Raw genomic sequence first — 11,952 nt, forward strand, 5'->3', positions numbered from 1 at the left:
CTATCTTTTCCTATCCAAATAGTCAGGATAATGGCTACTTTATCCTATTACTCAAGTGTTTTTTTAATCACAATGGACAAGTAACCCACTTCAAAACCAAATTTCGTCATGATGGATTCGTTCATCACAATCCCCTCATCAACCATATACATTCGATCATCTACATTAACTTCAATCAAATCACCATCATAGGGAACCTGTAAGACATACTTCATAAACAAGGCATTGCCCGATGTTTTCACCACACCTTCTCCAATCACATCATTGGCTGTTGCTGTATACTGACCATTAGCGTCAGGCGTCATCACCCAAGTGCGTTTTTGGACCTCACCGTCGTCAAATAAAAACTCTTCTTCAAGAGTACCAACCCCATTCTCCCAACTACCTTCAAGGGTGGCGTTGAAATAGCGAATCACTTCACCACTGCGATTTTTCAAAATACCATGAGCGGTTAAAGGGCCCGAAAAAAACGTTTGTAACTCGAACTTAGGCTCATTTTTAGAATACAAAGAGACTTCTGGTGTAGAACAAGCCGTCATGAAAAACAAACATAAAATAATAGAAACCTTCGCTAAAATCGCTCGCCGTAAATGATTCATACCCACTCCTTTAAGAACCTATAAAAACAACTACATATAATGATATTGAATGTCGACAGTTTGATATTTGCCTTGCTCATCACAAATGTTTGCTCGCCCTGTAAATCTCAATAACCTTTTATCTGCTGGATCGTATGCTACGACAATGGGATCTAGCGCCAACCGGACAAACCAAGAAACAGGCTTAAGGGCAAAACACATCGCTCCCTCTTTTGTGCCATCAACACATGTTATTTGACTGACACGAAAGCTATACGTTGTTTGCCTGCTTGGCACTAAGTACTCAATGTCCATCTCCTTCCCAGTGATCAAGGTATTCCAGTACTGTTTTACAAAGGCATCAAAACCCGCATCGACGACCATACCAGCCACTAATTTAACGGAATCTTTTTCAACCTTAGCCGTATTGTTTTCTTGATAACTTATTTTTAGTAAGTCGCCTGACTGGGTGACACTTATTTTTTCGCCATTGCGCTCATTCACTTGTGAGAAACTGGGTGTGATTCGAGACTTAGAAAAATCTAAGGTTTTATTCGCAAAAATCTGCCCATCTGGCTCTGAGTATTCAACTTTATAAATATCTTCACTCACTTTTTGATGAGTTTCTCGGTATAACAGAGTGCCCGTTTCCACACTATACGCACTGCCAACTAGCTTAGAAAAACCCTCTTCTGCCATACTGGAAGAACTAAATAAAAATGCCAGCACAGCCACCATAAAATATCGCTTTGGAAATAGTTCATGAACCATACCTTTCATCACCTTCTGTCTCCTTCTGTTGGAAATAATGCCCATTTTTCACAAAGCCATACGCCTAACGGCAATACCATTGACCAAACAAGAGCAACAATAAACAGGCTCAACATAATGGGAGTCGCTAGTGTAATACCGGCCAAATTTGCTCCAGCGAAGTAACTCATGGTAGGCCCTATTGCACCGAGTAAAGCCGCAAATACATAACGTGAGCGTAGAAAAGTTAAACTGTGGGCAAACAAAGTCCCCACACTTACCCAAAGACAAAGTAGCCAAACAGGTGGCAAATTTAACTCACCTATTTCACTTTGATTGGCGGTAAAAATACCAAATTGAAACATGGCGCCATCAATCACAACGCCAAGCAGAAAAAAAAACAGCAGTAATCGCCACTCACGCCGTGAAGCCATAAAGTAGCGATCATGCAAAAACAAATACAAAGCCGTGGCGACCAGCGCCCATACGCTGCCAGCCAACAAACAGACAAACCATACGGTTTGAAACAAAATGGCATTCATCAAAGATTTCATGCCATTCACCCTCTTACCCTTGCACGATAGATAAACGGTGATCAGGCTTGGCAAAAATAAATTGTCCAGTACTGATCGCACGTTCTTTGAAGCCACCTTCACAATAAGCGAGGTAAAAGTCCCACATGCGACAAAACACATCATCAAAGCCCATCTCGGCGACTTCTCGGCGAGCCGCATGAAAACGTGTACGCCAGTCCGCAAGTGTCTTGGCATAATGCTCTGTGATGTCTTCTAAACCGACGATTTGCATGTCCGTCTTAGACGCAATTTTATGGGCAATAACCTGATTGGAAGGAAGGCAACCGCCAGGGAAAATATAGCGCTGAATAAAGTCTACCGAGCTGCGCGCATAATCGTATCGCTGATCCGCAATGGTAATCGCTTGAATCACCATTACCCCATGAGGCTTCAAAAGCGCACTGCACTTGGAAAAATAACTGTCGTAATATTCGTGACCGACCGCTTCGATCATCTCAATCGATACTAGCTTGTCATATTGACCTTGTAAGTCTCGATAATCTTCCAGCAATAGAGTGATTCTATCTTGTAAACCTTCCGCCTCTACTCGCGCTTTAGCAAACTCGTATTGCTCTTTCGAGATGGTGGTCGTCGTTACTTGGCAACCGTAATGCTTCGCGGCATGAATCGCCATACCACCCCAGCCCGTGCCAATTTCTAGCAAGTGATCGTCTTTATTGAGTTGTAGCTTTTGACAGATGCGATCTAACTTATTCACCGATGCTTCTTCTAAAGACGCATCAACCTGAGGATAAACGGCCGACGAATACATCATGGTCGGATCCAAAAACAAGGAGAAGAAATCGTTCCCCAAATCATAATGGGCTGAGATGTTATCTTTAGAACCTTTCTTGGTATTGGCATTTAACTTGTGAATAATCTTGGCACCAATACGGCTCCAGATTGGGCGCTTCGCGTCCATTTTGTTGATCAAGTTCAAGTTAGCGACCATCAAACGAATCACCGCCACCACGTCGGAAGACGACCACCAGCCCTTCATGTAGGCTTCGCCAGCACCGATACTGCTGTTTTGAAAAACATCACGATAAGCATGAATATCATGAACATGAATATGAGCAATGTATTGAGTGTCTTCTTTCGCTTCACCAAAAGAATAAACTTCACCATTTTCTTCTAGAGTTAGGTGACCCACTTCCAATTTTCCTAACATGGTAAACACCATTTTACGGGCAAGATTATCAAACCATGTTGTTGTACGATTTTTTCTCACTTTTTGGTTATCCATACTGACGGAGTTCATACTGGTTACTCTCCTAATGCGTTTTATACTTAACTTATTATTTAGATTTAGTAGTAACTGACGATGAATTCGGATGCGAATAAAAAGGTACCTTTTTCATCCAAAGCTTAAGTGCTTGCCAATAAATCCCAAACGCCACTTTCATTGTCATCACAGGGTAAGTAAACAACACCCTAGCCATTGAGCTTGACGTTAGAGCCATGCGATTTAGCGATAAAGTGGCATCAAATACACATTGTTCACCTTTTAATTCTTTGTTCTGCATGTGTACCGCTAACTTTTGGTGCGGAACATTGCTACGCCAATCATAAAAGTGTTCCATTGGATGAAAAGGCGATACATGCATCTCTTTGTTAAATTTAATACGCTGCGTTTGATTACTTGGATCACACTTTAAAACATAAGGAATTTTTTCGTTCCAAGGCGTGTTGGTCACTTCGAGCAACATGGCTTGCAGTTGCTCCTCTTCATCAAAGCAGTAATAGATAGTGATAGGATTAATAATGAAGCCGAAATAACGGCAATTGGTCAGCATACGAACGGGCCCTGAAAGATTCAGCCCCAGACGCGTATTCACTTCCGACAACACCGCTTGCTTGATAGGCAGGGCATTTTCCCCGAAATAATCCTTTCGCGCGAAACGAGCAAGAGACCAGCTCTTCATGGACCACCAAGAACTCATGGCCAACACCTCGTCCAACTCGTCTAGGTCGAAGTACATCATAAAAACACGATAGCGGAATGCATGGGAGCGCGGCGTAAAACGACGATGCCGCACTATTCCCTGATAAATCGCACTGTGTTTAGGAACAAAATCTACCATGAAACACCAAGTCCATTAGCAACACGCACACCACTCCAACAGCCGTCTTCATGGAAACCATTTCGCCAGTAAGCACCACAGAACCAAGTCTTATTGACGCCATTAATCTCAGCCCATCTATCCTGAGCCTTAATACCCTCTAACGTAAAAGTAGGATGGGAATACTGAAAACGTCCAACAATTTTGTCTTCGGCGATCATGTCCGTTTGATTCAAGGTCACCACATAGGTTGTATCACTGGAAAAGTGCTGCAGAATATTCATGTTATAGCTAAGCGTCGCAGGCTTGGTGCTGTCCGTACCTAAATGGTAATTCCAGCTCGACCATGCCAGCTTTTTCTTAGGCAAAAGTCGTGTATCTGTGTGAAGTACGACGTCATTGTTGCGATACGGAATCGCCCCCAAGATAGCCTGCTCTTGTGCAGAAGGATCAGCCAACAAAGCCAAGGCTTCATCACTGTGACAGGCAAAGACAACTTGATCAAAAGTCTGTGTAGAGCCATCGCCAAAATGAATAATTACCTCATTTTCAGCGCGTTGGACCTTGGCAATATCAGCACCCAATTGAATACGATCTTCAAACTTAGCCACCAAAGGCTGTAAGTAGGCCGATGATCCCCCTTCGATGACACGCCATTGTGGGCGATCATTCACGCTTAACAATCCGTGGTTTTTAAAGAAACGAACAAAAAACACCAAGGGAAAGTCCATCATTTCATCTAAGGTAGATGACCAAATTGCACTGCCCATGGGGATCAAATAATGACTCGCAAAACGGCTGCCGTAACCCTTTTCTTTTAGATATTCCCCCAGCGTCACGCCTTCTTTTAGTTGGCCGCCTTCAAGGTCTTGGATGGCCTCTTTGTTGAATCGTAAAATGTCTTTCAACATACCAATAAAAGAAAAATTTAGTAGGTTCCGGCGCTGAGCAAACAAGGTATTAAGGTTATTACCACCGTACTCCAACCCGGTACGCTGACAGCTGACACTAAAACTCATTTCTGTGGCTTTCGATGTCACGCCCAGCTCATCCATTAAGCGAATAAAGTTTGGGTAGGTCCAATCATTGAAGACAATAAAGCCGGTATCAATTGCCCGAGTATTTCCGCCTTCTTCTACTTGCACGGTCGCTGTATGACCACCAATGCGCTCAGCCGACTCAAATACGGAGACATCATGTTGTTGCTGTAGAAGATACGCGCTGGTTAATCCGGAAATCCCTGATCCAATAATGGCAATTTTCACTCATTGTCCCCTTAAAACATGTTTATTATGACCAGCCAAGCTGATGTTTATATTTCATTCTTCTCTTTATGTCTTTGGCGCTAACTTGGACAACCATAATTTCGGCAAGTGTCGACCGATCCACAAAGCCGCGCTTAAACGTTTTGGAAAAGCGTATTCGTAAGGACGAGATTTTAAAGCGTCATACATACGTTTTGCCGCCTCTTCCGCTGACATTAAAAAAGGCATAGAAAAATCGTTCTTTTGCGTCAAAGGCGTATCCACAAAACCCGGCAACAAACAGCTCACATCAATATTGAATTGCTTCACGTCTACACGCAAAGAAGACAAAAAATACCGAATGGCGGCTTTACTGGCACCATAGGCTTCATTTTGAGGAAAAGCCGCTTGCACAGCTTGTGAACTGACACCGACCAAATGAGGCTGTGACGCTTTTTTTAGCAAGGGCAAACACACATCGACACAGTTCACCAAACCAAAAAAGTTGATCGACATAACGCGGTCCATCATTTTCCAATCAGGCTCGTTAATATCCAAATATTCACAAGTGCCCGCGTTTAAAATGGCACAATCTAAATGAGCAGAATGCGAACTAAGAACCTCCTGAACAGAGACTATTTGGCTGTCATCCGTCATATCAAAAGGCACAAACGTTAAATGATCAGAAGAGCCTAACAAAGGCTCAAGCTCTCCAGGTTTTCTCGCACTTGCCAGTACTCGCCAACCATCGTTCAAATAGCGCTTAGTCAAGGCAAGCCCTATGCCAGAGGTTGCGCCTGTTATCCAAACAACCTTCTTATCTTTTGCCTCTTCCATTACAGCCTCCTTATTTCGCTAGACGTTTCTTTAAACCTTTCACCGCTATCCCCAATAAAGGGACATGCTCATAGAGTAATTGGCCCAAGTCATATACATCTTCATGAAAATAGATAAGGTCGTTAAATTGCACCTGACTGATACCGCGCACGGTAATGGTCTTATTACCTAATTTGGGATGTTTAAAATGCATGTTCCATTTTATGTATGCGGTATCTTCCGAAACGACTTGATCTAGGTATTCAAAACGCCCTGTTTGAACGTTTTCGCACATCTCAGACAAATAGGCGTGCAAATTTTCCTTACCACGCAATTCATGGACAGGGTCTTTGAAGAGCACATCTTCGGTATATATTTCATCTATTTTGTCGAGCTTAGGGTGCTTTACATCAAGATAAAACGCTTTAAAACGCTCTATTAGCAAAGAATTGGGATCCATCTGAGAGTCCGCCATGTCCATCACTTACCTTAGTCATCTTGATATGAATAATTAATCAAAGCCAATTCGCTTCACTTCCCTCAATTAAACGCACACAACACAATAATGGATCACTCTTTTTTTTAAAGCTTGACGCAAGCACAATATTTTTTTGCCCTCCTAATTATTTTTTACTGTTTAAAATAAAGAATGTGATCCATCCTTCTAATCACCGCGTATAGTTGATAATCACATGCAAGCTTTCCTTTTGGAGCAATGAATGGAACGCGCAATACAAACAGAACCAGATGAAAAACGCTTAGCAGACATTTTTGCCATTGCGGAAAAAAGAGACCAAGAGGCGCTTGTGCGCTTGTTCGATCACTATGTTCCAAAGGTAAGAGCTTTCTGTCTTGCGGCACAGCCTGGCGCCAATTTAATGGCCGATGACATTGCTCAAGAAGTCATGATTCGTATTTGGAATAAAGCGCACACTTATAAACCCGAGTCGGCGTCTCTCAATACTTGGGTTTTTACCCTAGCCAGAAACGCACGTATTGATTATTTGCGTAAGAACAGTCGCCATCAATCAGACATTGACCCAGAGTACCTCTGGCAAAATGTGGTTGATGAAAATGCCGACCCATTTAAAGATGCGCAACAAAAAAGAGATCAAGAACGGATTCAGCAAGGCTTAGATAAATTGCCTGCGGATCAAAAACAGGTTTTGGCCAAAGTCTATTTAGAAGGCAAAACCCACAAAGAAGCAGCGGAGGAGCTATCGCTCCCTCTCGGAACCATTAAGTCCCGAGTCCGTCTTGCTTTGCACAAACTCACTATTTACGTTAAGAGGTAGTATCGATGATTCACTACCATCCATCGATTGAAATCCTGACCGACTACGCGGCCGGTTCGTTGCCATTAGCGCACTCTTTATGTGTTTCTACACATCTAGAGCGTTGCCATGAATGCCAACAGCAAATTCGCAAACTGGAAATGCTTGGTTCACACCTGTTCGAGCAGACGAAAACAGACAGTCGTCAGCTAAGCGATTTAAAAGACAGCTTTTTCCAAAAGCTAAATACCCAAATCGAGCAGGAACCCAAGAGTCAGGAGAAAGAAGAAGAGTCTGCCACTTTGGAGTGGGATAATTACACCGTTCCAAGAAGTCTTCGTCAGTTTATTAAAAAGAACTACGACGATTTAAATTGGATGCGCCTCTCTCCCTCATTTAAAATCGCCACCTTGTACAACGAAGAAGGTGGTGCACAAATTGCTCTAACCAGAGTAAAAGCAGGCGCTCATATGCCAACTCACACTCATACTGGGGATGAAATTACCCTTGTATTAGAAGGGGCTTTTTCTGACGAAAGTGGTGTTTATCGTCAAGGGGATTTTATCAACCGCGATGCCAGTCACAAACACAAACCGATTGTGACCAAAGACGCGGAATGCATCTGTTTAACCGTGCTAGATGCACCGATTGAATTTACCGGATGGTTGACACGTTTATTGAATCCTATCCTTCGCCGATACCACCCTTATTCGGGGTAATGGCAGCAGTCTGTGCCTATCTTCTGAATCGAAGATGAGCACACGATTGCAGACGTTAGCCAACAACAAGCAAATTTTGTGAAAATCTGGTATAGTCCTTGTTCAAACTACAAACAAGGACTATTTATCATGGCAACTAAGAAGAAACAGCCGGCTGCTACGGAAACTTCGGAATCCATTGAAAAGCAGATGCAAGAGTTTCTAGCTCGCGGTGGACACATAGATAAAATCGATTCAGGAGTTAGTGGACAATCTCAGCTAACAGGATCACGTCACATTTCCCTTGGAAATAGCAAAACGAAAGCCCAATAGGTCTTTCCAAATTGTCTGACAGAAGACTAGAAACGCGTTAGAAAATGAATTCTCAAAGTACACAAGCATAGAGAATTCAAGCTTATCTAGCGCTCTTTTCTAAAGCATGAGCCAAACCAATCGACAAAGATTGTGCTAAGCAAAGCGACGAAGACAAAGAGCGAAAAGATTGTATTTCGGCTTCCTTAACCACAAAGCAGACCGAAGCAATTGAAGCTAGCGGACTTATTTGATTATCTGTAATCACAATAAGTGGCACATTTTTTTCTGCGGCCGCTTTCGCGACAGCTTGTGTTTCTTGTGCGTAAGGATGAAAACTTACGGCGATCAATGCATCGTTTTCACTTAAAGCACTCGCTTGTTCCTTGTACATCCCTCCAACACCATCAATCAAATACGCTTTTCGATCAATATGACGTAACGCATAAGCAAAATAACTCGCTACGACAAATGCCCGCCTAACACCAACAATATGAGCGGCATGTGCTTGAGACAAGATTTGTATTGCCCTATCTAAGTCTTCGGCCGATGTGGTTTCCCCCAAATGTCCGAGCGCAACAGCATTAGCATGTGTAAAACGAGTTAACAGTTGAGAAGGCGATTGTTCATTGCTTTCATCACCAAATGCGTCTCTTGCCATGCGAATCCGATCTTGATAACTCGGTGCTTCTTCCATCAAATTTTGTTGGAACAATTTCTGCATTTCGCTAAAACCACTAAAGCCAAACGCATTTGCAAAACGCACCCAAGTAGAAGGATGTACACCAGCATCTTTTGACAAAACGGCTACAGTCCCAAACGCCACTTCACTAGGCGCGTCTAATACAAATTCAGCCACTTGCCGAAGCCGTTTACTTAACTTCGAATAATCCTGTTTAATTGTTTCTTTTAAATCAGTTAATGATTCTGGAGCGACGTCTGCCATGAGATGTTCTCTATACTCAAAGTCCTCTCCAAAAACATAAAACACAGTGGCATAATCAAACCGGTGAGTTCATCAAGAGAGAAGTAGTTATTGCAATTTTGGAATAAAAATTCTAACTTAGTGATTACTAACATGTCTAGTAGCAAAATCACTAGATAAAGGCTCTTATTCAAGAAAAACCATAAAAACAGGATATTTACTTTGAACGAAGCAGACCGCAAATTTTTTCGTCCTAAATGGCGCCGCGTTGCCGCCACGATTTTCTGTGTGGGCTGGACATTGCTCGAATGGCGATCAGGGGAGACATTATGGGCAGTAATGGCGGCGGGCATTACTTTTTATTGCCTATGGAACTTTTTCTATAAGTTTGATGAAGAGCAAATCCAAGAGCAAGATTCCTCTAAATAAGGCGCGACGCCTCTCGCTACTAAGCCACGTTCGATATAAAAACAGGTAACAATAGCCATGTTGTTACCAAGTACTTTTCCCCTGTACACACACTCACTTCTATCCAAAACAAAGTCTATCTATCGTTAATCACTGAGTAACGTCCCATAAAGCGGCATTTTGTAACGGCATAATGCTAGAAAAAAAACGCCAAAGAAATTTTCATTCCAATAGATTGAATGTATGGAATATATATTCTATTATCATCTCAAATATATTAAACAATAAAAAAACAGCCACTTCCTTTTCGACAAAGTACTAACTCACCTTGTTGTCATTTCGGCTGATATGGGAGATGAAGAACCATGCTCAAAGATAAAACGTTAGATCTTATTTGTCTTGGACGCGCAGCAGTCGATATGTATTCAGAACAAATAGGCAGCCGTTTAGAAGACGTTAGTAGTTTTGCAAAATATCTCGGTGGGTCTTCTGGAAATATGGCATTTGGAACGGCCCGCCTTGGCTTAAAAAGCGCAATGTTAACTCGCGTTGGCAATGAGCACATGGGGCGTTTCGTGAAAGAGGAATTGGCTCGTGCTGGTGTCGATACCAGCCACGTTATCACGGACCCAGAACGCTTAACCGCGTTAGTAATTTTAGGCATCAAAGACCAAGACACTTTTCCATTAATCTTCTACCGTAATGATTGTGCCGACATGGCTGTGAGTAAAGAAGACTTTGACGCTGACTTTATTGGCTCGGCCAAAGCTCTCGTTATTACCGGCACTCACTTCTCGACAGAAAACACCTATGAAACCAGTAAACAGGCCATCGCCTATGCCAAGAAAGCGGGCACAAAGTGCGCTTTAGACATCGACTATCGTCCTGTCCTGTGGGGATTAACAAATCCAGGAGACGGTGAAACACGCTTCATTTCGAATGAAAAAGTCTCTGCCCATTTACAAAGTATTTTGGCTGATTTTGACCTAATTGTTGGTACCGAAGAAGAAATTCATATTGCAGGTGGAAGCACAGACACAATTGAAGCCTTGAAAAAAATCCGCGAGCTAAGCAAGGCAACTATTGTACTTAAGCTTGGTTCTCAAGGCTGTACGGTACTTGAAGGTGAGATTCCTAATTCTATGGATGAATTTGAGCTGCATGTTGGTGTTCAAGTCGATGTACTCAATGTACTTGGTGCCGGCGATGCCTTCATGAGTGGTTTCTTACGCGGCTGGATTCGAGGTGAGTCAGCAGAGCAGTCTTGTGCTTATGCCAATGCTTGTGGTGCGCTTGTCGTATCTCGTCATGGTTGTGCACCGGCAATTCCGAGTGCCGAAGAACTGGACAATTACATTGCACGCGCTGCCGACATTAAACGTCCAGATTTAGACCGAGAATTGAACCATCTACACAGAGTCACCACGGAAAGATTGCCATATGACTGGCAAGATCTATGTATTTTTGCCTTTGATCATCGTAAACAACTCTTTGATATGGCTCGTGAAGAAGGGGCAGATCCTTCACGTATTAAAAAACTCAAACGCCTATTAGTTGATGCATTAGACATAGGGGCTCGCGAGTTAGGCGGCAGTCAATACGGTGTCCTCATTGACGACACTTACGGTCAAGATGCACTTAATGCGGTTACGGGGCGCGGTCTTTGGATTGGTCGGCCTGTCGAACTGCCAAGCTCTCGCCCCATTGAATTGGAAGGCGGACGCAGCGTGGGCTCACGGCTCAAAAATTGGCCTAAAGAACACATTGTAAAATGCCTAGTTTTTTATCATTCCCAAGATGATATTGAAATGCGTACCACTCAAGAGCGCCAAATTATAGAGCTCTATAAAGCATGCTGCTCTTCAGGGCATGAACTGTTACTGGAAATTATTCCACCGCGAGACAAAGACTTTGACGATAGTCTATTCACTAACTCAATCAAGCGATTCTATCATCTAGATGTGCGCCCCGATTGGTGGAAACTGCCTCCGCAGTCGAAAGCAAACTGGCAAGCGATTAGCGACATTATCCATCATCATGATAAACACTGTCGTGGTGTCGTAATGCTAGGATTGGATGCACCAATGAATGAGCTCAAAGAAGGTTTTGCCAACAGTGCTGGATTCGATATCTGCAAAGGCTTTGCCGTTGGACGCTCCATTTTTAGTGAGCCAAGCCGAGAATGGCTGGGAAATCGCATGAGTGATCAACAACTTATCGACGCCATCGTCGCTAACTATTTGGAGTTAGTATCCTACTGGAAAGAACGCCACAACACTCAGCTACAACAGAAACAGGCTTAAAAGGAA

General features: G+C 43.0%; 14 protein-coding genes. 5 read left to right on the forward strand and 9 right to left on the reverse strand.

The features are described from left to right. Nucleotides 1-47 precede the first annotated feature (47 nt). From C0J08_RS19800 to C0J08_RS19835, 8 genes are all read right to left on the reverse strand, one after another. Complete coding sequence (locus C0J08_RS19800) at nt 48-599, reverse strand: DUF3833 domain-containing protein (RefSeq protein WP_212653613.1); 552 nt, start codon at nt 597-599, stop codon at nt 48-50. Between the two features lie 30 nt (nt 600-629). Next, entirely contained in the window at nt 630-1,358 is a 729-nt protein-coding gene (locus C0J08_RS19805) for a hypothetical protein (protein WP_212656362.1), read from the reverse strand. Further along, nucleotides 1,358-1,882 (reverse strand): DUF2878 domain-containing protein, encoded by a 525-nt coding sequence (locus C0J08_RS19810; protein ID WP_212653614.1) that lies wholly within the window; start codon nt 1,880-1,882, stop codon nt 1,358-1,360. Before C0J08_RS19810 ends, C0J08_RS19805 begins: the two co-directional genes overlap by 1 nt. Nucleotides 1,883-1,895: 13 nt before the next feature. Then, the gene (locus tag C0J08_RS19815) at nt 1,896-3,164 is read right to left on the reverse strand and encodes an SAM-dependent methyltransferase (RefSeq protein WP_212653615.1); all 1,269 of its coding nucleotides are present in this window, start codon (nt 3,162-3,164) and stop codon (nt 1,896-1,898) included. A gap of 37 nt (nt 3,165-3,201) precedes the next feature. Further along, nucleotides 3,202-3,987 carry a DUF1365 domain-containing protein gene (locus tag C0J08_RS19820; RefSeq protein WP_212653616.1) on the reverse strand — a complete coding sequence of 262 codons (786 nt, stop codon included), beginning with the start codon at nt 3,985-3,987 and terminating at the stop codon, nt 3,202-3,204. Beyond that, nucleotides 3,981-5,231: an NAD(P)/FAD-dependent oxidoreductase gene (locus C0J08_RS19825; protein ID WP_212653617.1), complete on the reverse strand. Its 1,251-nt coding sequence runs from the start codon at nt 5,229-5,231 to the stop codon at nt 3,981-3,983. The genes C0J08_RS19820 and C0J08_RS19825 overlap by 7 nt, the downstream gene beginning before the upstream one ends. 66 nt (nt 5,232-5,297) lie before the next feature. Continuing rightward, nucleotides 5,298-6,047: an SDR family NAD(P)-dependent oxidoreductase gene (locus tag C0J08_RS19830; protein WP_212653618.1), complete on the reverse strand. Its 750-nt coding sequence runs from the start codon at nt 6,045-6,047 to the stop codon at nt 5,298-5,300. A 10-nt stretch (nt 6,048-6,057) separates the two neighbouring features. Continuing rightward, nucleotides 6,058-6,501 carry a nuclear transport factor 2 family protein gene (locus tag C0J08_RS19835; protein ID WP_249344395.1) on the reverse strand — a complete coding sequence of 148 codons (444 nt, stop codon included), beginning with the start codon at nt 6,499-6,501 and terminating at the stop codon, nt 6,058-6,060. Nucleotides 6,502-6,745: 244 nt separating this feature from the next. Here C0J08_RS19835 and C0J08_RS19840 point away from each other — a divergent pair, with 244 nt between their 5' ends. The 3 genes from C0J08_RS19840 to C0J08_RS19850 all read left to right on the forward strand — a co-directional run bounded on the left by C0J08_RS19840 (nt 6,746) and on the right by C0J08_RS19850 (nt 8,331). Continuing rightward, nucleotides 6,746-7,321 carry an RNA polymerase sigma factor gene (locus tag C0J08_RS19840; protein WP_212653619.1) on the forward strand — a complete coding sequence of 192 codons (576 nt, stop codon included), beginning with the start codon at nt 6,746-6,748 and terminating at the stop codon, nt 7,319-7,321. 5 nt (nt 7,322-7,326) lie between these two features. Continuing rightward, the gene (locus C0J08_RS19845; protein WP_212653620.1) at nt 7,327-8,019 is read left to right on the forward strand and encodes a ChrR family anti-sigma-E factor; all 693 of its coding nucleotides are present in this window, start codon (nt 7,327-7,329) and stop codon (nt 8,017-8,019) included. 129 nt (nt 8,020-8,148) lie between these two features. Beyond that, a complete protein-coding gene (locus C0J08_RS19850; protein WP_212653621.1) occupies nt 8,149-8,331 on the forward strand; it encodes a PFL_1563 family small protein in 183 nt (60 codons plus the stop codon). 82 nt (nt 8,332-8,413) lie between these two features. On the opposite strand, the gene C0J08_RS19855 is transcribed toward C0J08_RS19850, so the two are convergent. Beyond that, complete coding sequence (locus C0J08_RS19855) at nt 8,414-9,256, reverse strand: MurR/RpiR family transcriptional regulator (RefSeq protein ID WP_212653622.1); 843 nt, start codon at nt 9,254-9,256, stop codon at nt 8,414-8,416. A 201-nt stretch (nt 9,257-9,457) separates the two neighbouring features. Between C0J08_RS19855 and C0J08_RS19860 the strand changes: the two genes are divergently transcribed. Together C0J08_RS19860 and C0J08_RS19865 are read left to right on the forward strand one after the other, a co-directional pair. Continuing rightward, a complete protein-coding gene (locus C0J08_RS19860) occupies nt 9,458-9,664 on the forward strand; it encodes a hypothetical protein (protein ID WP_212653623.1) in 207 nt (68 codons plus the stop codon). 344 nt (nt 9,665-10,008) lie between these two features. Then, nucleotides 10,009-11,946, forward strand: a complete 1,938-nt coding sequence (locus tag C0J08_RS19865; protein ID WP_212653624.1) for a bifunctional 5-dehydro-2-deoxygluconokinase/5-dehydro-2-deoxyphosphogluconate aldolase — start codon at nt 10,009-10,011, stop codon at nt 11,944-11,946. The last annotated feature ends 6 nt before the right edge of the window (nt 11,947-11,952 follow it).

It is taken from the genome of Marinomonas sp. CT5 (assembly GCF_018336975.1).
Lineage (GTDB): Bacteria > Pseudomonadota > Gammaproteobacteria > Pseudomonadales > Marinomonadaceae > Marinomonas.

Bases quoted from the DNA above. Each gene is read 5' to 3' on its own strand.
- C0J08_RS19800 (WP_212653613.1), bottom strand. From the start codon at position 599: ATGAATCATTTACGGCGAGCGATTTTAGCGAAGGTTTCTATTATTTTA.
- C0J08_RS19805 (WP_212656362.1), bottom strand. From the start codon at position 1,358: ATGAAAGGTATGGTTCATGAACTATTTCCAAAGCGATATTTTATGGTG.
- C0J08_RS19810 (WP_212653614.1), bottom strand. From the start codon at position 1,882: ATGAAATCTTTGATGAATGCCATTTTGTTTCAAACCGTATGGTTTGTC.
- C0J08_RS19815 (WP_212653615.1), bottom strand. From the start codon at position 3,164: ATGAACTCCGTCAGTATGGATAACCAAAAAGTGAGAAAAAATCGTACA.
- C0J08_RS19820 (WP_212653616.1), bottom strand. From the start codon at position 3,987: ATGGTAGATTTTGTTCCTAAACACAGTGCGATTTATCAGGGAATAGTG.
- C0J08_RS19830 (WP_212653618.1), bottom strand. From the start codon at position 6,047: ATGGAAGAGGCAAAAGATAAGAAGGTTGTTTGGATAACAGGCGCAACC.
- C0J08_RS19835 (WP_249344395.1), bottom strand. From the start codon at position 6,501: ATGGCGGACTCTCAGATGGATCCCAATTCTTTGCTAATAGAGCGTTTT.
- C0J08_RS19840 (WP_212653619.1), top strand. From the start codon at position 6,746: ATGGAACGCGCAATACAAACAGAACCAGATGAAAAACGCTTAGCAGAC.
- C0J08_RS19845 (WP_212653620.1), top strand. From the start codon at position 7,327: ATGATTCACTACCATCCATCGATTGAAATCCTGACCGACTACGCGGCC.
- C0J08_RS19850 (WP_212653621.1), top strand. From the start codon at position 8,149: ATGGCAACTAAGAAGAAACAGCCGGCTGCTACGGAAACTTCGGAATCC.
- C0J08_RS19855 (WP_212653622.1), bottom strand. From the start codon at position 9,256: ATGGCAGACGTCGCTCCAGAATCATTAACTGATTTAAAAGAAACAATT.
- C0J08_RS19865 (WP_212653624.1), top strand. From the start codon at position 10,009: ATGCTCAAAGATAAAACGTTAGATCTTATTTGTCTTGGACGCGCAGCA.